16 protein-coding genes are annotated in these 21,781 nt (G+C 61.4%); 11 read left to right on the forward strand and 5 right to left on the reverse strand.

From position 1 onward, the window contains the following. Window positions 1–24 precede the first annotated feature (24 nt). The gene (locus tag PspR76_RS28375; RefSeq protein ID WP_237235779.1) at window positions 25–1,959 is read right to left on the reverse strand and encodes a BCCT family transporter; all 1,935 of its coding nucleotides are present in this window, start codon (window positions 1,957–1,959) and stop codon (window positions 25–27) included. A gap of 391 nt (window positions 1,960–2,350) precedes the next feature. On the opposite strand from PspR76_RS28375, the gene betI reads away from it, so the two are divergent. The 10 genes from betI to yccS all read left to right on the forward strand — a co-directional run bounded on the left by betI (window position 2,351) and on the right by yccS (window position 17,166). After that, window positions 2,351–2,944, forward strand: a complete 594-nt coding sequence (gene betI / locus PspR76_RS28380; RefSeq protein WP_159960507.1) for a transcriptional regulator BetI — start codon at window positions 2,351–2,353, stop codon at window positions 2,942–2,944. A gap of 110 nt (window positions 2,945–3,054) precedes the next feature. Further along, window positions 3,055–4,527: a betaine-aldehyde dehydrogenase gene (gene betB, locus PspR76_RS28385; RefSeq protein ID WP_159960509.1), complete on the forward strand. Its 1,473-nt coding sequence runs from the start codon at window positions 3,055–3,057 to the stop codon at window positions 4,525–4,527. A gap of 136 nt (window positions 4,528–4,663) precedes the next feature. Continuing rightward, window positions 4,664–6,367, forward strand: coding sequence for a choline dehydrogenase (gene betA, locus PspR76_RS28390; RefSeq protein ID WP_159960511.1), 1,704 nt, complete (start codon window positions 4,664–4,666; stop codon window positions 6,365–6,367). Between the two features lie 199 nt (window positions 6,368–6,566). After that, a complete protein-coding gene (locus PspR76_RS28395) occupies window positions 6,567–8,009 on the forward strand; it encodes a TldD/PmbA family protein (protein WP_159960513.1) in 1,443 nt (480 codons plus the stop codon). Beyond that, the gene (locus PspR76_RS28400; RefSeq protein ID WP_159960515.1) at window positions 8,009–9,325 is read left to right on the forward strand and encodes a TldD/PmbA family protein; all 1,317 of its coding nucleotides are present in this window, start codon (window positions 8,009–8,011) and stop codon (window positions 9,323–9,325) included. The genes PspR76_RS28395 and PspR76_RS28400 overlap by 1 nt, the downstream gene beginning before the upstream one ends. A gap of 300 nt (window positions 9,326–9,625) precedes the next feature. Further along, window positions 9,626–10,516: an alpha/beta fold hydrolase gene (locus tag PspR76_RS28405; protein WP_159960517.1), complete on the forward strand. Its 891-nt coding sequence runs from the start codon at window positions 9,626–9,628 to the stop codon at window positions 10,514–10,516. Between the two features lie 35 nt (window positions 10,517–10,551). Further along, the gene (gene mdtD / locus PspR76_RS28410; RefSeq protein ID WP_159960519.1) at window positions 10,552–11,979 is read left to right on the forward strand and encodes a multidrug transporter subunit MdtD; all 1,428 of its coding nucleotides are present in this window, start codon (window positions 10,552–10,554) and stop codon (window positions 11,977–11,979) included. A gap of 130 nt (window positions 11,980–12,109) precedes the next feature. Continuing rightward, a complete protein-coding gene (dbpA, locus tag PspR76_RS28415; RefSeq protein ID WP_231501119.1) occupies window positions 12,110–13,447 on the forward strand; it encodes an ATP-dependent RNA helicase DbpA in 1,338 nt (445 codons plus the stop codon). Window positions 13,448–13,587: 140 nt separating this feature from the next. Further along, a complete protein-coding gene (locus tag PspR76_RS28420) occupies window positions 13,588–14,766 on the forward strand; it encodes an NAD(P)/FAD-dependent oxidoreductase (RefSeq protein WP_159960521.1) in 1,179 nt (392 codons plus the stop codon). Window positions 14,767–14,982: 216 nt separating this feature from the next. After that, complete coding sequence (gene yccS, locus PspR76_RS28425) at window positions 14,983–17,166, forward strand: YccS family putative transporter (RefSeq protein WP_159960523.1); 2,184 nt, start codon at window positions 14,983–14,985, stop codon at window positions 17,164–17,166. 163 nt (window positions 17,167–17,329) lie between these two features. Here yccS and PspR76_RS28430 read toward each other — a convergent pair whose 3' ends face one another. Further along, on the reverse strand, window positions 17,330–18,067 hold the full coding sequence (locus PspR76_RS28430) for a substrate-binding periplasmic protein (protein WP_159960525.1): 738 nt from the start codon (window positions 18,065–18,067) through the stop codon (window positions 17,330–17,332). 198 nt (window positions 18,068–18,265) lie between these two features. Between PspR76_RS28430 and PspR76_RS28435 the strand changes: the two genes are divergently transcribed. Then, window positions 18,266–18,718 carry a GNAT family N-acetyltransferase gene (locus PspR76_RS28435; protein ID WP_159960527.1) on the forward strand — a complete coding sequence of 151 codons (453 nt, stop codon included), beginning with the start codon at window positions 18,266–18,268 and terminating at the stop codon, window positions 18,716–18,718. Window positions 18,719–18,802: 84 nt separating this feature from the next. Here PspR76_RS28435 and PspR76_RS28440 read toward each other — a convergent pair whose 3' ends face one another. Genes PspR76_RS28440 through PspR76_RS28450 form a run of 3 tightly spaced genes read right to left on the reverse strand, consistent with a single transcriptional unit; the run spans window position 18,803 to window position 21,767 of the window. Further along, a complete protein-coding gene (locus PspR76_RS28440) occupies window positions 18,803–19,099 on the reverse strand; it encodes a winged helix-turn-helix domain-containing protein (RefSeq protein WP_159960529.1) in 297 nt (98 codons plus the stop codon). A 19-nt stretch (window positions 19,100–19,118) separates the two neighbouring features. Further along, complete coding sequence (locus PspR76_RS28445) at window positions 19,119–19,619, reverse strand: M48 metallopeptidase family protein (RefSeq protein ID WP_064454485.1); 501 nt, start codon at window positions 19,617–19,619, stop codon at window positions 19,119–19,121. A gap of 42 nt (window positions 19,620–19,661) precedes the next feature. Beyond that, complete coding sequence (locus PspR76_RS28450) at window positions 19,662–21,767, reverse strand: putative bifunctional diguanylate cyclase/phosphodiesterase (protein WP_159960531.1); 2,106 nt, start codon at window positions 21,765–21,767, stop codon at window positions 19,662–19,664. Window positions 21,768–21,781: the final 14 nt, after the last annotated feature.

Consider the following 21,781-nt stretch of genomic DNA (forward strand, 5'->3'; position numbering starts at 1 on the left):
GGAATGATCATTCAAGCCCGACTATCAGCTATAGACACGGCCAAGGAGCTGCCGATGGCTTTCAAACTGATCGAGCACGTCCCGGGTGATCTGTTCCTGGGCAAAGCCCATCAGGTCGTATTCTTGAGGCCCGTTGTGCAGGTAGACCTCGGCCCGGTAGTAACGTGTGCGCTCTTCTTCGGGCAAGTCGCTCGGTGCCGACGAGTAAGCATCCAGGCTCACTTCATAGACAAACGGGTTGCCCTCTTCCATCTCGATACGCACACCGATGCAACGCTTGGATTTGCCCAGCAGGGTCTGCACCTCCAGCCCCTGGTCACGCAGCGCCGTCGCCGCTTCTTCCAGCGCAGGCGTGACGTGCTTGTCCATAAAGCGTTGCACGGTGCCCTGGCTCGGTTGCAGGTCCAGCGCGGTCAGACGCTCGCTGAAACCACGACGGCCACGCTCGGCCAATTGCGCCTGCTCCTGTTCGATGGCGACGTCCTGGCGCATGGCCTTGTGCAAACCGAACATAAAGAAAATCAGCACCACCGAGAACGGCAGCCCCGCCAGCACCACCATGGTTTGCATGGCTTCGAAGTTACCGGCGAACAACAGGCCGATGGTCACCAGGGTGATCACCGCCGACCAGAAGATTCGCAACCAGTGCGGCGCATCTTCATCGACGTTGCCGCCTTTGCAGGAAAGGTTGGCCATCATCACCGCGCCGGAATCCGCCGGGGTCAGGAACAGCACAAAGCCCACGAAGATCGACACGCCGATCACGATTTTCGACGCCGGGTAATGCTCCAGCAATTGGTAGATGGCCATCGACGGTTGTTCCAGCGCCGTCTTGCCCAGCTCCACAGCACCGTGGTTCAGCACCAGGTCCAGCGCCGAGTTACCGAAGATCGACAACCACGCCAAGGTGAAGCCCAGCGGGATCAGCAGCACGCCGGCCACCAGTTCACGCACGGTGCGACCACGGGAAATACGCGCGATGAACATGCCCACGAATGGCGCCCAGGAAATCCACCAGGCCCAGTAGAACAGGGTCCACAGGCCCATCCAGCGCTCGGTCTTGTCGGCGTCGCCTTCGTACACATAGAGGTCGAAGGTTTTCAGCACCAGGCCATTCATGTAGTCGCCGATGTTCTGCACAAAGCCGTTGAGCAAGTGCAGGGTCGGGCCGAACAACAGCACGAAGATCAGCAAGCCGCTGAACAGCACGATGTTGAGGTTGGACAGGCGGCGAATGCCGTTTTCCACACCCGACACGGCGGCGATGGTCGCCACGGTGCTCATCACGATGATCACGATCAGCAGGTTGGTGTTGCTGTGCTGCATGCCGAACAGGTTTTCAAGCCCCGACGACACTTGCATCGCGCCAATCCCCAGGTTCGTCACCAGGCCGAGCAAGGTCACGAACATGCCGAAACCGTCCACCGCGTGGCCGGCCGCGCCTTTCACCCAACGCTCGCCCACCAGCGGGTACAGCGCCGAACGCAAGGCCAGCGGCTGGTTATGCCGGTAGGCGAAATACGCCACGGCCAGGCCGACCAGGGCGTAGATCGCCCAGCCGTGCAGGCCCCAGTGCAGGAAGGTCAGTTGCAGCGCCTGGCGTGCAGCCATGTTGCTGGCGGCCGCGCCTTCGGGCGGGTTGAAGTAGTGGTCCAAAGGCTCCGACGCGCCGAAGTACAGCAGCGAGATGCCGATGCCCGACGAGAACAACATGCCGGCCCAGGCGCCGTAGCTGAAGTCCGGGGTGTCGTCCTTGCTGCCCAGTTTCAATTTACCGTAGGACGAAAACGCCAGGCCGACCACAAACACCAGGTAAGCGGCGATGACCACCATGTAGTACCAGCCGAAACTTTTCGACAGCCAGGCTTGTGCTACGCCAAGCATGCGCCCGGCCTCCTGCGGGGCGATGATCAGAATGGCGGTCAACAACAGAATGAGCGCGGTGGAGGTGTAGAACACCCAACCGTTGACCCGAACCTTTTCCGGCGGGGTCTTTATAAGAGAGGCAGAACTCATGGCGCAGATGCTCCGGGCAGTGCGAGAGAGAAACACAAGGCAACGGTTATCCCGGGACATCGATTTTTCGGCAGTCGACGGACGGGTGTTATAAAGACACCCCGAAAATTCTTGAGCCGCGCCGAAGCAGTGGCCAGGCCCTGATACGGCCTGTTTCAAGGGTTTTTGCAGGTGTCAGTGGTTGCCGCTCACAGGTAGGAAATATCTGTAGGTAGCGACCATTTGTCGCAGATCTTATTCTTTGTTGATTGAACGTTCAATCAAAACAAAATAGACTGGCCATCAAGCCGACGGACGTTTATCGCCCATCGGCAGGCCTAAGGAGAGGTGCTACATGCCCAAGGTCGGTATGCAACCCATACGCCGCCAGCAGTTGATCGAAGCCACCTTGACGGCCATCGATCAGGTCGGAATGGGAGATGCCAGCATTGCGCTGATCGCCCGTTTGGCCGGCGTCTCGAACGGCATCATCAGTCACTACTTTCAGGACAAGAACGGCCTGATCGCCGCAACGATGCGGTACTTGATGAATGTGCTGATCGAGAACGTCCACGAACGCAGGCTTGCGCTGAAGGACTACAGCCCACGGGCGCACCTTCGGGTGATCATCGAGGGCAACTTCGACGCCAGCCAAGTCAACGGACCGGCAATGAAAACCTGGCTGGCCTTCTGGGCCACCAGCATGCATCACCCGTCATTGCACAGGTTGCAGCGGATCAACGATCAACGTCTGTATTCCAACCTGTGCTGCCAGTTCCGCCGAGTGCTACCGCTGCCGCACGCACGCAAAGCAGCCAGAGGCCTGGCGGCCCTGATCGACGGTTTGTGGTTGCGCGGCGCCCTGTCGGGAGACGCTTTCGACACGGAGCAGGCGCAACGGATCGCTTACGAATACATGGATTTCCAATTGGCCAAGCAGGTGAGTTAGAGCACACATAAACGCTCAACCCCTGAACGTCTGCCGCTCAGTGTTGCCAGAAACCCCATGGCCCACTTTCGGCGGGTAACGCCAACCACTTATGCACTTGCGAGGACTTTATGGCCCGTTTCGAACTGCAAAAACTCTACATTGACGGCGGCTACAGCGACGCTGGCAGCGATGCCACCTTCGAAGCCATCAACCCGGCTAACGGTGAAGTTCTCGCCCAAGTGCAACGTGCTACCAAAGATGACGTTGAACGTGCCGTGGTCAGCGCCGAAAAAGGCCAGAAAATCTGGGCCGCCATGACCGCCATGGAGCGTTCGCGCATCCTGCGTCGTGCCGTCGACATCCTGCGTGAGCGCAACGATGAGCTGGCCGCGCTGGAAACCCTGGACACCGGTAAAGCCTTCTCCGAAACCCAATACGTCGACATCGTCACCGGTGCAGACGTGCTGGAATACTACGCAGGCCTGGTGCCAGCCATCGAAGGCGAGCAGATCCCACTGCGCGACACCTCGTTCGTCTACACCCGCCGCGAGCCGCTGGGCGTGGTGGCCGGTATCGGCGCGTGGAACTACCCGATCCAGATCGCCCTGTGGAAATCCGCACCGGCCCTGGCTGCTGGTAACGCGATGATCTTCAAACCAAGCGAAGTCACCTCGCTGACCACCCTGAAACTGGCCGAGATCTACACCGAAGCCGGCGTTCCGGCTGGCGTGTTCAACGTATTGACCGGCAGCGGCCGTGAAGTCGGCACCTGGCTGACCGAGCACCCGCGCATCGAGAAAGTCTCGTTCACCGGCGGCACCGACACCGGCAAGAAGGTAATGGCCAGCGCTTCCAGCTCTTCGCTTAAAGAAGTGACCATGGAACTGGGCGGCAAGTCGCCGCTGATCGTGTTCGAAGACGCCGACCTGGATCGCGCGGCCGACATCGCGATGATGGCCAACTTCTACAGCTCCGGCCAGGTCTGCACCAACGGCACTCGCGTGTTCGTACCTAAACACCTGCAGGCAGCCTTCGAAGCCAAGATCGTTGAGCGTGTTGCGCGCATTCGCGTCGGCAACCCGCAGGACGAAAACACCAACTTCGGCCCGCTGGTCAGCTTCGCCCACATGGAAAGCGTGCTGGGTTACATCGCCAAAGGTAAAGAAGAAGGCGCCCGCGTACTGTGCGGCGGCGACCGTCTGACCGACGGCGACTTCGCCAAAGGCGCCTTTGTTGCCCCAACCGTGTTCACCGACTGCACCGACGAAATGACCATCGTCCGTGAAGAAATCTTCGGCCCAGTGATGAGCATCCTCACTTACGAGACCGAAGAAGAAGTGATCCGCCGCGCCAACGACACCGACTTCGGCCTGGCCGCAGGTCTTGTGACCAAGGACCTGAACCGCGCTCACCGCGTGATTCATCAGCTGGAAGCAGGTATCTGCTGGATCAACGCGTGGGGCGAGTCCGACGCGAAGATGCCGGTGGGTGGCTACAAGCAGTCGGGCGTTGGCCGTGAGAACGGCATCAGCTCGCTGAACAACTTCACCCGCATCAAATCGGTACAGGTAGAGCTGGGCGACTACGCCTCGGTGTTCTAACACCTGAGTGTTGTGTTGCCTGCGAGGCCGCTATCGCAGGCGAGCCAGCTCCCACATTTGGAATGCATTTCCCTGTGGGAGCCGGGCTTGCCCGCGATGAGGCCCGACCTGACCATCTCAAAAGAGGGTGCATCCAATGTCCCAAGAATACGATTACATCATTGTGGGTGCCGGCTCCGCCGGTAACACCCTGGCGACCCGTCTGACCGAAGACGAAGGCGTCACCGTCCTGCTGCTGGAAGCCGGCGGCCCGGACTACCGTCTGGATTTCCGTACCCAAATGCCGGCCGCGCTGGCATTCCCGCTGCAGGGCCGCCGCTACAACTGGGCCTACGAGACCGACCCGGAGCCACACATGGACGGCCGCCGGATGGAATGCGGTCGCGGCAAGGGCCTCGGCGGTTCCTCGCTGATCAACGGCATGTGCTACATCCGTGGCAACGCCATGGACTACGACAACTGGTCGAAACTGCCAGGTCTGGAAGACTGGACTTACCTCGACTGCCTGCCGTATTTCCGTAAAGCCGAAACCCGCGACATCGGCCCGAACGACTACCACGGTGGCGACGGCCCGGTCAGCGTGACCACGCCTAAAGCCGGCAACAACCCGCTGTTCCACGCCATGGTTGAAGCCGGTGTACAAGCCGGTTACCCGCGTACCGACGACCTGAACGGCTACCAGCAAGAAGGCTTCGGCCCGATGGACCGCACCGTCACGCCTAAAGGCCGTCGCGCCAGCACCGCACGCGGTTACCTGGACACGGCTAAAAAGCGTTCGACCCTGACCATCGTCACCCACGCCCTCACCGACAAAGTGTTGTTTGAAGGCAAGCGTGCCGTTGGCGTGCGTTACCTGATCGGCGCCGCCGAAGAGCGCGTTGAAGCCCGCGCGCGCAAAGAAGTATTGGTGTGCAGCGGCGCAATCGCTTCGCCACAACTGCTGCAACGCTCCGGTGTTGGCCCGGCCAAACTGCTGGAAAGCCTCGACATCCCGGTGGTCCACGACCTGCCAGGCGTCGGCGAAAACCTGCAGGACCACCTTGAGCTGTACCTGCAATACGCTTGCACTCAGCCAGTGTCGCTGTACCCGTCGCTGCTCTGGTACAACCAGCCGGCCATCGGTGCCGAATGGCTGTTCAACGGCACCGGCATCGGCGCCAGCAACCAGTTCGAAGCGGGCGGTTTTATCCGTACCCGTGAAGAATTCGATTGGCCGAACATCCAGTACCACTTCCTGCCGGTCGCGATTAACTACAACGGCAGCAACGGTGTGAAAGAGCACGGTTTCCAGGCGCACATGGGTTCCATGCGTTCGCCAAGCCGTGGCCGCCTGCAATTGAAGTCGAAGAACCCACGGGACTACCCGAGCATCCTCTTCAACTACATGTCCACCGAGCAGGACTGGCAGGAGTTCCGCGACGGCATCCGCCTGACCCGTGAAATCATGCAGCAGCCGGCGCTGGATCAATACCGTGGCCGCGAAATCAGCCCGGGTATTGAAGTGCAAACCGATGAACAGCTCGACAAGTTCATCCGTGAGCACGCCGAGACCGCGTTCCACCCGTCCTGCTCGTGCAAGATGGGCACCGACGAGATGGCTGTAGTGGATGGCGAAGGCCGCGTGCATGGCATGCAAGGTCTGCGCGTTGTGGATGCGTCGATCATGCCGATCATCACCACCGGCAACCTGAACGCGCCGACGATCATGATCGCCGAGAAAATCGCCGACAAGATCCGTGGCCGCAAGCCGCTGCCGCGCAGCACCGCCGACTACTACGTCGCCGGCGATGCGCCAGTGCGTGGCAAGCCAATGCGTGAAGTCGGCCCTACCGCGCAGTAACTGATACACCGCGGTGATCCCATCGCAGGCAAGCCAGCTCCCACATTGGAATGCATTTCAATGTGGGAGCCGGGCTTGCCCGCGATGAGGCCCGATCTGACACTGCAAAACCCCTCTCCTACACTTTCCTTGATCAGCTCCCCAGCCCAGGCCTACTCTGTTCGCCTGCCCGCGATGAGCCGCCCACAAGGAAGGCCCCATGTTCGACCACCACGCCACACTCAAAAAGCATTTCAGTGCCCTGCGCACCACTGCCGAATTTTTCTCGCTGCGTTACGTGCGCGAATCCGGCCAATACCTGTCGGTCCGCAAGAACGTCGCCGAGCCGCCGCACTTGAACCACGACGAGGGCGCCATGCTCACCGTGCGTCTCAATGGCGTGGAAGCCTACGCCGCCACAAACGACATCTCCCTTGCTGGCCTGCAAGCCGCCCTTGAGCGTGCTGGACAGCAAGCCCGACGCATCTTGCCCCACGCCCTGCTCGACCTGCACACGCAGCCGGTGGCCAGCGATGTCGCCGACTACTTGTCGCCTGACCTCGACCAGCCCTTCCCGTCCCTGAGCGACTGCTACCAACTGCTCGGTGACGAATCGGCCAGCGTGCCCAAGGACGAGCGCCTGGTCAGTTGGGAAGTCAGCCTGGGCACCACTCGGGTTGAACAGATTTACCTCAACAGTGCCGGCGCCGAACTGCGCCAGGCCCAGCGCTTCGTCTACCCCGGCCTGAGCGTCACCGCGTTTGACGGCAACGACAGCCAGACCCGCACCCTGGGCGGCACCAACTTCGGCCAGCAAGGCAGCGCCAACGTGATTCGCCGCTTTGGCCTGGCCGGCGCCGCCAGCACCGTCGCCGACCAAGCGCTGCAATTGCTGCTCGCGCCAAACACGCCCCACGGCCCGCGCGACTTGCTGCTGATGCCCGACCAGATGATCCTGCAGATCCACGAGTCCATCGGCCACCCGCTGGAGCTGGACCGCATCCTCGGCGATGAGCGCAACTACGCCGGCACCAGTTTTGTGAAGGTCAGCGACTTCGGCCACCTGCAATACGGCTCGCCCTTGCTCAACGTGACCTTCGACCCGGACATCCCCGAGCAGCTCGCCAGCTACAGCCATGACGACGACGGCACCCGCGCCACCAAGCAGTTCCTGATTCGCGACGGCCTGCTGCTCAAGCCACTGGGCGGCGCGCTGTCGCAATTTCGCGCCGGCATGCAAGGCGTCGCCAACAGCCGCGCCTGCAGCTGGAACCGCGCGCCCATCGACCGCATGGCCAACCTGAACATCGAGGCTGGCGACAAAACCCAGGCCGAACTGATCAGCGGCATCGAGCACGGCATTTTGATGAGCACCAACCGTTCCTGGTCCATCGACGATGCGCGCAATAAATTCCAGTTCGGCTGCGAGTGGGGCCAACTGATCGAAAACGGCGAGCTCAAGGGCGTGGTGAAAAATCCCAACTACCGTGCGATTTCCGCGCAGTTCTGGCGCAAGCTCAGCGCCGTCGGCGACGCCAGCACCTTCAAGGTATTGGGCACGCCGAACTGCGGCAAAGGCGAACCCAACCAGGTGATCCGTGTAGGCCACGCGTCGCCTGCGTGTGTGTTCAGTGATGTCGACGTGTTTGGGGGAGATGCCTGATGAACAACTTCAAGGCACTGGTGGAATGGCTCAAGCAGGCCATCACCGACAAGGAACAGTTTCACCTGGGTTATGCGGACGAATCGTCCGAGTTCGTGCGCTTCAACCACGCGCAAGTGCGCCAGGCCGGGCAAGTGCAACAGGCCAGCCTGAACCTCAAGCTGATCAACGACGGGCGCCATGCCGACCTTGGCATCACCCTGGCAGGCTCGCCCGAACTGGATCGCCAACGCCTCGCCGAAGGCCTGCAACAGTTGCGCGAAACCTTGCCGCTGCTGCCGCAGGACCCGTACCTGCTGCTCAATCACACCGCCTGGCAAAGCCATAACGAACAGCTGCGGCCGCTGCCGGAACTGGCCCAGGTGCTGGAAGAAATCAGCCAGGCAGCGCAAGGCGTGGACTTGGTTGGCTTCTATGCTGCAGGCCCGATCAGCCGTGGTTTCGCCAGTTCGGATGGGGCATTCGGCTGGCACCAGGCCAACAGCTTCAACTTCGATTTCAGCCTGTTCCACGCCAATGGCGAAGCGGTCAAAGCCAGCTACGCCGGGCACACCTGGGACAGTGCCGAGTTCGCCGCGCGCTTCCAGCAGGCCCGCGAGCAGCTGGAATTCCTCGGGCGCCCGCTGCACAAGCTGGCGCCAGGCCAGTACCGCGCCTACCTCGCGCCGGCCGCGCTGGAAGAGATCATCAGCATCATCACCTGGGGCGGGTTTTCGGCGCAGGCCATCGCCAGCAAAAGCAGCTCGTTGCAAAAGCTGTATGCCGGTGAACAGTCGCTGAGCCCGCTGGTGAAGGTCGATGAGCAGATCAGCGGCTCGCTGAGCCAGGCGTTTTCCACCGAAGGCTACCCGCGCGGCGATGTCACGCTGATCAACGCAGGTAAAGCCGAGGGCCGGTTGATCAACTCGCGCAGTGCTGCCGAATACGGCTTGAGCACCAACGGCGCCAGCAGCGATGAGTCGCCGAGTGCCTTGCAGATGGCGGCGGGCAGCCTGGCTCAGGCCGATATCCTCAAGCAATTGGGCACCGGGCTGTACATCAGCAACTTGTGGTATTTGAACTACTCGGACTTGCCGGCCGCACGCCTGACCGGCATGACGCGCTTTGCCACGTTCTGGGTGGAAGACGGCGAAATCAAGGCGCCGGTCAGCACCATGCGTTTTGATGACAGCGTCTACAACTTGCTCGGTTCGCAGCTGGAAGCGCTGACTGCTGAGCGGGAGCTGTTGTTGTCGGCGAGTACGTATAGCCAGCGCAATACCGCGTCCAACTTGTTGCCAGGCGCCTTGGTCAAACGCCTGACCCTCACCCTGTAAACACCACCAATCTCCTGTGGGAGCGGGCTTGCTCGCGAATGCGGTGTATCAGTCGACCAACCTGTTAACTGACACTCCGCATTCGCGAGCAAGCCCGCTCCCACAGGGGTTCTCGCCGATTTCATACATCGCTTTTCCACCCTCTCCTACCGTCGTTTCTGTTCTTCGCTGCCCGCGAACACGGCCGGTTGTCGCCCACAAAAAACCTCGTTATAACGGTTAGTGGCATCCCGCCACCAACCCCACGTGCCTGCACGTGATGCATGACCTTGCCTGGATTGGGCAAGCTGGAGCGTTGACATGGACCATGGAAGTTTTGTCATAGAAGGGCTGTTCAAACACTACAACGTTCACGTTGAGCAGCTCGGTAACGATTCGGAAAAGAAAACAGTACTGCTGGTCAACGGAGCGCTGTCTACCACCCGCTCATTTGCCCGCACCAGCAAATGCCTGGCGGAACACTTCAATGTGCTGCTGTTCGACCTGCCGTTCTCCGGCTATTCGCGCGAGCACAACACCGACCTGGACCTGGTGACCAAGGACGACGAAGTGCAAATCCTGCGGGCGCTGGTGGAGCGCTTCCAGGTCAACCATCTGGTCTCGGCCTCCTGGGGCGGCATCTCCACACTGCTCACCCTGGCGCACAACCCGCCTTCCATCGAAAGCTCGGTGGTAATGGCCCTGGCGCCCAATCTCAACCAGGCCATGCTCGATTATGTGGAGCGCGTGCGTGTGCTGATCGAGGCCGATGACAAGTCGGCGGTCGGCCACTTGCTCAACGAGACGGTCGGCAAATACCTCTCGCCAAGGCTCAAGCGCAATAACCATCGGCATTTGTCGAGCATGGCTACGACCGAGTACCGCCAGGCGCGCTTTCATATCCACCAGGTGCTGGGCCTGGGCGATGGCAACTACCTGCCGGCGCTCACCCGGATCGAAACCCCGGTGCATTTCATCAACGGCGCGCTGGACGAGTACACCCCGGCAACGGAGGCCCAACTGTTCAAAAAATACGTGGGCCGCAGCACCTTCGCCGTCGCCGAACACACCGGCCACTTGCTCGACCTCGAGTCCCGCGAAGCCGCGTTGGCGGTGCACCGTGTGCTGTTGGATTTCCTCGTCGGCGAGCACGCGACATTGTCAGATTTAGACGAACCGCCAGTGGGAAAAGGAGCGATGGATGGCGCATAATCGCGACACATAGCCTGCTAACAAAAAGGTAGCTCATGCCCAATCGCGCCCCACTCGATGCCAAGACCGCCCGCTGGCTCCCCTGGGTGGTGGCGATTGCCTTCTTCATGCAGTCGCTGGATGGGACGATTCTCAACACGGCACTGCCGGCCATGGCCCGGGACCTCGCGGAAAACCCGCTGCGCATGCAAGGGGTGGTGATCGCCTACATGCTCACCGTCGCCTTGCTGATCCCGGCCTCGGGCTGGGTGGCCGACCGCTTCGGCACCAAGAAAATCTTCTTTGGCGCGATCATGCTGTTCAGCATTGGCTCACTGTTGTGCGCCCTGTCGAGCAGCTTGACCATGCTGGTCGGCGCACGGGTGATCCAGGGCTTGGGCGGCGCGTTGATGCTGCCGGTCGGGCGACTCGTCGTGCTGCGCGCTTACCCGCGCTCCGAGCTGGTGCGGATCATGGGCTTCATTACCATCCCCGGCCTGCTCGGCCCGTTGCTCGGCCCGACCATGGGCGGCTGGATGGTGCAATACCTGACCTGGCACTGGATCTTCCTGATCAACCTGCCGGTGGGCATGATCGGTTGCTGGGCCGTGTGGAAACTCATCCCCGACCTGCGCGGCAGCGAGCGCACGCGGTTCGACAGCATGGGCTTTGTACTGTTTGGCGCGGCGATGGTGCTGATCACCATCGCCATGGAAGGCCTGGGCGAACTGCACCTGCCGCACCTGCGGGTGATGTTGCTGCTGTTCGGCGGGCTGGCGTGCCTGGCGGCATACTGGCTGCGCGCCGGACACATCGATAACCCGTTGTTCTCGCCGGTGCTGTTCAAGACCCGCACGTTTGCCGTGGGCATTCTCGGCAACCTGTTTGCGCGCCTGGGCAGCGGCGCCCTGCCGTTCCTGGTGCCGTTGCTGTTGCAGGTGGCGCTGGGCTACTCGCCCTCGGAAGCCGGCATGAGCATGTTGCCGCTGGCGGCGGCGGCGATGTTTGCCAAGTCCATCGCTCGCACCTTGATCGAGCGCCTTGGCTACCGCGTGGTGCTGACCGGCAATACCTTGTTCCTCGGCATCATGCTGGCCAGCATGGGCCTGGTCAGCGAGCACACGCCTTACGCACTGCTGCTGTGCATGCTGGCGATTCTGGGGGCGATCAACTCCCTGCAGTTCACCGCGATGAACACCGTCACCCTGATCGACCTCGACGACGCCCAGGCCAGCAGCGGCAACAGTTTGCTCTCGGTGGTGGCGCAATTGTCCCTGAGCCTGGGCGTGGCCTGTGCCGGTGCGCTGCTCGGCGGCTTTACCGCTGAAACCGGCAATGACGGTGTGGAAAGCGTCCTCGGCGCGTTCCAACTGACCTTCCTCACCGTGGGCATCATGGCCATGCTGGCGGCGGCGATCTTCCTGCAACTGTCGCCCACCGACGGCAAACGCGTGGTCAGCCGCGAGCATGACATCGAGCATTAACAGGCTTCCCGTCTAGAACTTGCAGGGAAAATTCTGTGGGACTGGTACACTGCGCAACATTTTGTTTTGCAGAGCCAGTCCCGTGACTACCATCGCCACCGCTTTTAATACTTTGCCCCTGTCCGCCGCCATGCTGGCTAACCTCGACTCGCTGGGTTATGTCGAGATGACGCAGATCCAGGCGCAAAGCTTGCCGGTGATCCTCAAAGGGCTGGACCTGATTGCCCAGGCCAAGACCGGCAGCGGCAAAACCGCCGCCTTCGGCATCGGCCTGTTGAACCCGATCAACCCGCGTTACTTCGGCTGCCAGGCTTTGGTCATGTGCCCGACCCGTGAGCTGGCCGACCAGGTCGCCAAGGAAATCCGTCGCCTGGCGCGCGCCGAAGACAACATCAAGGTACTGACCCTGTGTGGCGGCGTGTCCCTCGGCCCGCAAATCGCCTCGCTGGAACACGGCGCCCACGTCATCGTCGGCACGCCGGGCCGCATCCAGCAGCACCTGCGCAAAGGCTCGCTGGTGCTGGACGGCTTGAACACGCTGATCCTCGACGAAGCCGACCGCATGCTCGACATGGGCTTCTACGACGCCATCGAAGACATCATCAGCAAGACCCCGCCGCGCCGCCAGACCCTGCTGTTCTCGGCCACCTACCCGGTGAGCATCAAGCAGTTGGCCTCCAAATTCATGCGCGCGCCGCAGCAAGTGAAGGCCGAAGCGTTCCACTCCGACGACCAGATCGAGCAGCGCTTCTACGAGATCTCGCCGGAAGAGCGCATGGACGCCGTGACCAAGGTGCTGGCGCACTTCCGCCCGGCCTCGTGCGTGGCGTTCTGCTTTACCAAGCAGCAAGTGCAGGAAACCGTGGATCACCTGACCTCCAAAGGCATTTCCGCCGTCGGCCTGCACGGCGATCTGGAACAGCGCGACCGTGACCAGGTGCTGGCGATGTTCGCCAACCGCAGCACTTCGGTGCTGGTCGCCACCGACGTGGCCGCCCGTGGCCTGGACATTGACTCGCTGGACATGGTGATCAACGTCGAACTGGCCCGCGACTCGGAAATCCACATCCACCGCGTAGGCCGTACCGGCCGCGCCGGTGAGACCGGCATCGCGATCAGCCTGGTGGCGCCGTCCGAAGCGCACCGCGCCCAGGCCATCGAGCAGTTGCAGAAATCGCCGCTGAACTGGGACCAGTTGGACAACCTCAAGCCGCAAAGCGGTGGCCCGCTGTTGCCGCAGATGAGCACGCTGTGCATCGCGGCCGGCCGTAAAGACAAGGTTCGCCCGGGCGACATCCTTGGCGCACTGACCGGTGAAGCCGGCATTCCGGGTGCCCAGGTTGGCAAGATCGCGATCTTTGATTTCCAGGCATTTGTGGCCGTGGAACGTGGCATCGCCAAGCAGGCGTTGCAGCGTTTGAATGACGGCAAGATCAAAGGCCGTTCGTTGCGCGTGCGGATCCTGTAACAACACGCACCTGATCATTCCCACGCTCTGCGTGGGAATGCATCCCGTGACGCTCCGCGTCACAAAGCGGACGCAGAGCGTCCAGTGCGGAATTCCCACGCAGAGCGTGGGAACGATCTGATGAACAAGAGGACATCGTTTTGCGCTCGACCGAAGTTGTGATCATTGGCGCCGGCGCCGCAGGCTTGATGTGCGCGCTGACCGCCGCCGGGCGTGGGCGCGAGGTGATGTTGATCGACCACGCGAACAAGGCCGGCAAGAAGATCCTGATGTCCGGTGGTGGCCGCTGCAATTTCACCAATATGTACACCGAGCCGGCCAACTTCCTCTCGCACAACGCGCACTTCTGCAAGTCCGCCCTGGCCCGCTATACCCAGTGGGATTTCATCGGGCTGGTGGCCAAGCATGGCGTGCCGTACCACGAGAAGAAACTCGGCCAGCTGTTCTGCGATAACAAGTCCAGCGACATCCTCGGCATGCTGCTCGATGAGTGCATTCAGGTCGGCGTAAGCATGCACCTGGACACGTCGGTCCAGGAGATTGCCAAGCTGGACGCCGGTTATCAGTTGCAAACCACCTTGGGTGAGCTGCGCTGCGAATCCCTGGTGATCGCCACCGGCGGCCTGTCGATCCCGACCTTGGGCGCCACCGGCTTCGGTTACCAAGTGGCCAAGCAGTTTGGCCATGAACTGCTGCCAACCCGCGCAGGATTAGTGCCATTCACCATCACCGACCAGCTCAAGGACTTGTGCGGCGAGTTGTCGGGCACCTCGGTGGATTGCCTGGTCAGCTGCAACGGCCAGAGCTTTCGCGAGAACATCCTGTTTACCCACCGTGGCCTCAGTGGGCCGGCGATCTTGCAGATTTCCTCGTACTGGGAAACCGGCGACACCGTAGAAATCAACCTGCTGCCCGACCACGACGCCCACACCTGGCTGCAACAGCAACAGGTCGAGCGCCCCAACAGCGAGCTGAAAACCCTGCTGGGTGAGATCTTCACCAAGAAGATGGCCAACCTGCTGGCGGAAACCTGGTTTGTGTCCAAGCCGATGAAGCAGTACACCCACGCTGAAATCGCCGACATCGCGCAGAAACTGGGCAGCTGGCAACTGGTGCCCGCAGGCACTGAAGGCTATCGCACGGCTGAGGTGACGTTGGGGGGTGTGGATACGCGCGAAGTCTCGTCCAAGACCATGGAATCGCTGAAAAGCCCAGGCTTGTACTTCATCGGTGAAGTGCTGGATGTGACCGGTCACTTGGGCGGTTTCAACTTCCAGTGGGCCTGGGCCTCGGGCTACGCGGCAGCGCAATACGCCTGACGCCGCTCAAACCTTGAAAGGCAATCCCCTGTGGGAGCTGGCTTGCCTGCGATAGCGGCGTTGGATTCACCCTCGCCATCGCAGGCAAGCCAGCTCCCACATTGGTTTTGTGGAGTGCCTGGAAGTTATTTTGCGCAATTGATGTGATCGCCACGCTTGCCGTGGCGTCCTTGATAGCTCAATTTAGCGGCATCGTCCCGGAAGACTCCAGACTTCATGTCATCGACCTCGTTCAAGCAGTCCATGCGGCGCCTGTGGGCGCTGGATAAATTCAGTTACAGCGTACGGGTATTCATCGCCCTCACCGGCAGCATGGCGCTGTGCTGGTATCAGGATGAAATGACGCTGCTGATCCCGCTGTTCCTGGGGATTATCGCCAGCGCCCTGGCCGAGACCGACGACAGTTGGCAAGGCCGCCTCAACGCCCTGGCGGTGACGCTGGTGTGTTTCAGCGTCGCCGCGCTGTCGGTGGAGCTGCTGTTTCCCTACCCGTGGATTTTCGCGATTGCCCTGGCCCTGGCCAGTTTCTGCCTGACCATGCTCGGCGCCTTGGGCGAACGTTATGGCGCGATTGCTTCGGCGACGCTGATTCTGTCGGTCTACACCATGATCGGCGTGGACCAGCGCGGTGGCGCCGTCTCTGATTTCTGGCACGAACCGCTGCTGCTGGTGGCCGGCGCCGCCTGGTATGGCGTGCTTTCGGTGCTGTGGCAGGCCTTGTTTTCCAACCAGCCGGTGCAGCAGAGCCTGGCGCGGTTGTTTCGCGAATTGGGGCGCTACCTCAAGCTCAAATCATCCTTGTTCGAACCCATCCGCCAGCTGGATGTAGAAGCGCGCCGCCTGGAATTGGCCCAGCAAAACGGGCGGGTCGTGGCGGCGCTGAATGCGGCGAAGGAGATCATCCTGCACCGCGTGGGCAATGGTCGGCCGGGCTCGAAAGTCAGCCGCTACCTGAAGCTGTACTTCCTGGCCCAGGACATCCACGAGCGCGCCAGCTCGTCCCACTACCCGTATAACGCGCTGGCCGAAGCCTTCTTCCACAGCGACGTGCTGTTCCGCTGCCAGCGCCTACTGCGCCAGCAAGGCAAAGCCTGCCAGGCGCTGGGGGAATCGATCCAACTGCGCCAGCCGTTCATTTATGACGACAGCTTCGCCGAAGCCCTCGGCGACCTGAATGCCTCCCTGGAACACCTGCGCATCCAGAGCAACCCCGCGTGGCGTGGCCTGCTGCGCTCGTTGCGCGCCCTGGCAGCCAACCTGTCCACGCTCGACCGCCTGCTGGGCGACGCCAGCAACCCAGACTCACTCGCCGACGCCACCGACAGCAACCTGCTCGACCGCGCGCCGCGCAACCTCAAGGAAATGTGGACGCGCCTGCGCACGCAGCTGACGCCGACGTCGCTGCTGTTTCGCCACGCCTTGCGCCTGGCCCTGGCGCTGACCATCGGCTACGGCACCCTGCATGCGATTCACGCCTCCCAGGGCTACTGGATCATTCTCACCACCCTGTTCGTCTGCCAGCCCAACTACGGCGCCACCCGGCGCAAGCTCGGCCAGCGGATTATCGGCACCGCCATCGGCCTGACCGTGGCCTGGGCGCTGTTCGACCTGTTCCCCAGCCCGCTGGTGCAATCGCTGTTCGCCATCGCCGCCGGCCTGGTGTTCTTTATCAACCGCACCACGCGCTACACCCTGGCCACGGCGGCGATCACCTTGATGGTGCTGTTCTGCTTCAACCAAGTGGGCGATGGCTACGGGCTGTTCCTGCCACGGCTGTTCGATACGCTGATTGGCAGCCTGATCGCGGGCCTGGCGGTGTTCCTGTTCCTGCCGGACTGGCAAGGCCGTCGCTTGAACAAAGTGCTGGCCAACACCCTGACCTGCAACAGCATCTACCTGCGCCAGATCATGCAGCAATACGCTGCGGGCAAGAGCGACGACCTGGCTTACCGCCTGGCCCGACGCAATGCGCACAACGCCGATGCGGCGCTGTCCACCACGCTGGCGAACATGCTGATGGAGCCTGGGCACTTTCGCAAAGAAGCCGATGTGGGCTTCCGCTTTTTGGTGCTGTCGCACACCTTGCTCAGCTACCTGTCAGGGCTGGGCGCGCACCGGGAAACCCAGTTACCCGCCGAAGTGCGTGAGCACTTGATCGACGGCGCCGGTAACAGCCTGGCGGCGAGCATCGACGAAATCGCTACAGGGTTGGCCAACAAGGAGCCGATCGCGATTCAGAGCGATGCCGAAGAAGAGTTGGCCGCGGACCTGGAGCAGATGCCGGATGAGATCGATGAAGGCCAGCGGTTGGTGCAGACGCAGCTGGCGTTGATTTGTCGGCAGTTGGGGCCGTTGCGCACGTTGGCGGCGCACCTGATCAAAGATACTCGCGCGGCTTAATCTGTGTTGTGGCGAGCGGGCTTGTCCCGCGTTGGGGCGCGCAGCGGCCCCAGATAAAACCGCTGCGGTGTATCAGGTAAATTAAGGTCTCAGGTGTGGGGCTGCTGCGCAGCCCAACGCGGGGCAAGCCCGCTCACCACGACAAGCAAAGCGCTCATCCCGATCACATCCCATGCGCCTTCATCAACCGCGCATAACTGCCATCGACCTTCATCTTGGCAATCTCCCGATCAAAACTGGCGACGATCTGCTCATGCTCAGGGTTCTTCAGGCTGACCAGAATATGCAGGCTGTTTTCACTCAACGGCTTGGGTAAAAACTCCACCGCATTGCGCACCCGCGGCGACTCACGCGCCAGGTAATAGCGGGCGACATATTCATCTTCCAACGTCAGCCTTACCCGCTGCGCCGCGAGCATGCGCACGGCCATGGCGAAGTTATGCACAGGCACTTTCTGCAACTGCGCATCCTGGTCGAAGGCCGCCGAATAGGCATAGCCGCGCACTACTGCGATGGACTGATCATGCAATTGTTCGAGATTTTGATAATCCATGGGGTCGTCGCGGCGCTTGATAAAGCGCACGCGGTTCAGCAGGTACTCAGCGGAAAACTGCCCCAGTTGCGTACGCGCATCGTCGTACCAGGCATTGACCAGCACGTCATACCGGCCATCGCCCACGCCCATCAACGCCCGCGCCCAAGGCACCTGTTCGAAATCACTGGCGTAGCCGGCGCGGGCCAAGGCCGTGCTGACAATATCAGTCGCCAACCCGCCGTTGATCAAGGTGGAATCGGTAAACGGTGGCCAGGCATCCGCGACCAGGCGCAGACGTTGTGCGACCGCAGGCTGGGCCAGCAACAACACTCCTATCAAAGCAACGGCACGAGAAAATCGCGGCATGCTTAAAGTCCTTGGCGGGCAGGCAGTGGCCTGATAACAGTAGCTCATCAATGAGCCTGCATTGCAGATTACACAAAGAACCCGGCCGCGATCGCACTGAATGATGGCAAATTGACGCTATTCACAAAAATGCTCAATTTAGACAGGGCTGTCCGTCGCGCTTACTATCGGCAACGGTCATTAATAAGGGAACACACCATGACGGTTGATTGGGTCTGCAAACACCACGATGACTTGGGCAAGGAGCAGCTGTACGCCATTTTGCGCCTGCGCAGCGAGGTCTTTGTCGTTGAACAGCAGTGCATTTATCCTGACCTCGACGGGCAGGACCTGTCGGGTGATACCCACCACCTGATGGCCTGGAACGATGACGCGTTGGTGGCTTACCTGCGTCTGCTGGACCCCGAGTCCCAGGGCGGTGATGTGGTGATCGGCCGCGTGATTGTCGCGCCCGTGGCACGCGGCACCGGGCTTGGCCATCTGATGATGGAAGAAGCCCTCAAGCGCATTGAAGATATCTGGCCTGAAACGCCGATTTTTCTGTCAGCCCAGGCGCATTTGCAGGGCTATTACGGGCGGTATGGGTTTGTGGTGGAGGGTGAGGAATACCTGGAGGATGATATTCCGCATATTGGTATGCGGCGTCAGTGAGGCCGCCATCGCAGGCAAGCCAGCTCCCACATAGATGTGGGAGCTGGCTTGCCTGCGATGAGGCCAGACCAATCACCGCCACCTTCAGGGATAACCCAACACCTGCTTGATCCCCGCCAGATTAGCCTCGATCCACCCGCGATCAATCGCCCCCCAACTCCGAATCCGATAGTGCCCCGCATGGTTGCGCGCGCCATCTTCCTGCTCGAACTCACACACGATATCCAGGTCGGCCAGCGCCGCAATCGTGTCCTGCGCCGTGCGCCGGGGCATGCCGGTGGCGTCGGTCAGCGCCGGGACGCTGCTGGCCTGCCCGCTGTCGATCAAATACGCCACGTACAGGCGGCGGTAGAAACTGCTTTTGGTCTTGCTCACGTCCATGCTCGGTCGCCTGGTGAGGTTAGGGCTTGCCCTGCAAATCGCGATACGTGAGGTACACCCGCAGGTCGAATTCCACCTGATGGTAGCCCGGCATCATGTATTCACAGAGTTTGTAGAACGCCTTGTTGTGGTCCGATTCCTTGAAGTGCGCCAGCTCGTGCACCACGATCATGCGCAGAAATTCCGGCGCCGCCTCTTTGAACAGCGCGGCAATGCGAATCTCTTTCTTGGATTTGAGATTACCGCCCTGCACCCGTGAAATCGTGGTGTGCAGGCCCAAGGCGCGATGGGTCAGGTCGAGGCGGTTGTCGAACAGCACTTTGTCGATGGCCGGCGCGTTGCGCAGATGTTCCTGTTTCAAGGCCAGGGCGTAGCTGTACAGCGCCTTGTCACTCTGCACTGCATGGCGCTCGGGGTAACGCTGCTCCAGGTAGGCACCCAACTGGTCCTTGGCGATCAGTTGGCGTACTTGCTCCTGGAGCGCTGCGGGGTAAGCCTGGAGGTATTTCAGCGCGGTCATGAGTTCAGCAACAGGGTTCGAATGGGCGCCAGTGTAGCGAATTCAAAGCAACCGCGGGTGGGACCAGTCGGCCACTTCCGCGGCCACCAAGGGCTGCGCCGCCCATGCGCCCTGGACAAATGAGCACCCATTGGCCTTGAGCCACTGGGCCTGCTCGAGGGTTTCCACGCCCTCGGCGACCACCAGCACATCAAAATGCCCGCACAGCTGGATGATGCTGCACGCCATCGCAGCGTCCCGCACCGAACCCGGCAGGCGCGCCACCAATTGCGGGTCGAGCTTGAGCGTGTCGAACTCCAGGTCACGCAAGTGGGCCAGGGAACACTGGCCGAGACCGAAGTCATCCAAAGCAATACGCACCCCGAGCTGACGCAATAATTTGAGCTGCTTGTTGGTTTCCTCAAGGTTACTCATCAGGCTGTCTTCACTGATTTCCACCTCCAACTGCCGCCCCTGCAAACCATGTCGCTCAAGTACCTGCTGCAGTTGGCCGGCCAGGTTGGGCATATTGAACTGGCTGCTGCTCAAGCTCACGCTCAACACCAGTGCGTCATCGAAAGTGGTTTGCCAGGCCTGGCGCTGGGCGGCGACCTGCTGATAGATCCAGGCGCTCAACTGGCTGATCAGCCGCGCCTCTTCCAGCAACGGTAAAAACAAGCCCGGCGGCACATCGCCGACACTCGGGTGCTGCCAGCGCAGCAATGCTTCGACGCCGCGTAACCGCCCGTCCTCCAGCGACACCTGGGGCTGGTACACCAGGGTGAAATCCTTGTTTTGAATCGCGGTGCGCACGCTGTCTTCGAGCATCAGCCGTGAGCGGGCGCGGCCGTTCATTTCCTGATCGTAATAGCGATATTGCTGACGCCCGGCGCGCTTGGCTTCGTACATGGCGATGTCGGCTGCGCGCAGCAGGCCGTTCAGGTCCGAGCCGCAGTCGGGGAAGGTCGCTATGCCAATGCTGACACCGAGCATCACATCCAAACCGTCGACCTGCTGGCACACGGACACGCGTTCGATCAGTTTTTCCGAAATCTTGGCCGCCTGTTCCGGGAACTCCAGCTCCAGTAAGGCGGTGAATTCGTCACCGCCCATGCGCCCAAGAATGTCGTAGGAGCGCAAACACGCCTGCATTTGCTCCGAGACCCAGCGCAACACGCGGTCCCCGGCGTCGTGGCCCAACGAGTCGTTGACCCGCTTGAAGCCGTCGAGGTCCAGGTACAGCAGCACCAGCGACAGCTCGTTACGTTCGCTGCGCAATAACGTGTTCTCCACCGCCTGGTGGAAGCCACGCCGGTTCAACAGCCCGGTCAGCGGGTCGGTCACCGCCTGGAACTCGAGTTGCTGATGCAGGTGGCGCACCTCGGACATGTCCAGCACCGTCACCACCATGGCGTTCTGCTCGGCGGGCAACGGCGCGCAGGACAAGGCCACCGGCACCTGCTGGCCGCGACTGGTGCGCAAAATCGCGTCGTGCTGGCGCCACGTCTCGCCTTTGCGATACGCCTCGTACATCGGGAAGCCCAACCAGGTGGGCACATGGGGCTTTTGCAGGAAACTCAGGAAACTCTCGCCCTGCAACTCGGCCATCGTCGCATTCAGCAGCCGCGAAATGGCCGGGTTGGCGTACTGGATCACACTGCCCTCACCCACCACCAGGATGCCCTCGGCGGCGTTGTCGAGTATTGAGGCGTTAAAGGCGCGTGCGGACTCCAGGTCATGGCTCAGGCGCTGCAAGGCCCGGCGATTGCGCTGGTGCTCCAGCAGCGCCTGCACCTTGGGCTTGAGAATGTGCGGGTCAAAGGGTTTGAACAGGTAATCAATGGCGCCGCTGGCGTAGCCTTCCAGCACGGAGGCGGCCGATTGGGCGTGGGCACTCAGGAAAATAATCGGCGTCATGCGCGTGCGTTGGCTGCCACGCATCAGGCGCGCGACCTCAAAGCCGTCCATGCCGGGCATGCGCACATCCAGCAAGACCAGGTCGACATCGTGCGCCAACAGCAATTCCAAGGCCTCCAGCCCGGACGCTGCGGTCATCACATGCCAGTCTTCGCGCTGTAAAAGGGCGCGCATGCTGATGAGGTTTTCCGGGTAGTCGTCGACCACCAGAAGAACCGAACTGCCATCGCCGTGGTGTGGAGCGCAATCCATGCTACGTCTCTTCC

It is taken from the genome of Pseudomonas sp. R76, assembly GCF_009834565.1.
GTDB lineage: Bacteria > Pseudomonadota > Gammaproteobacteria > Pseudomonadales > Pseudomonadaceae > Aquipseudomonas.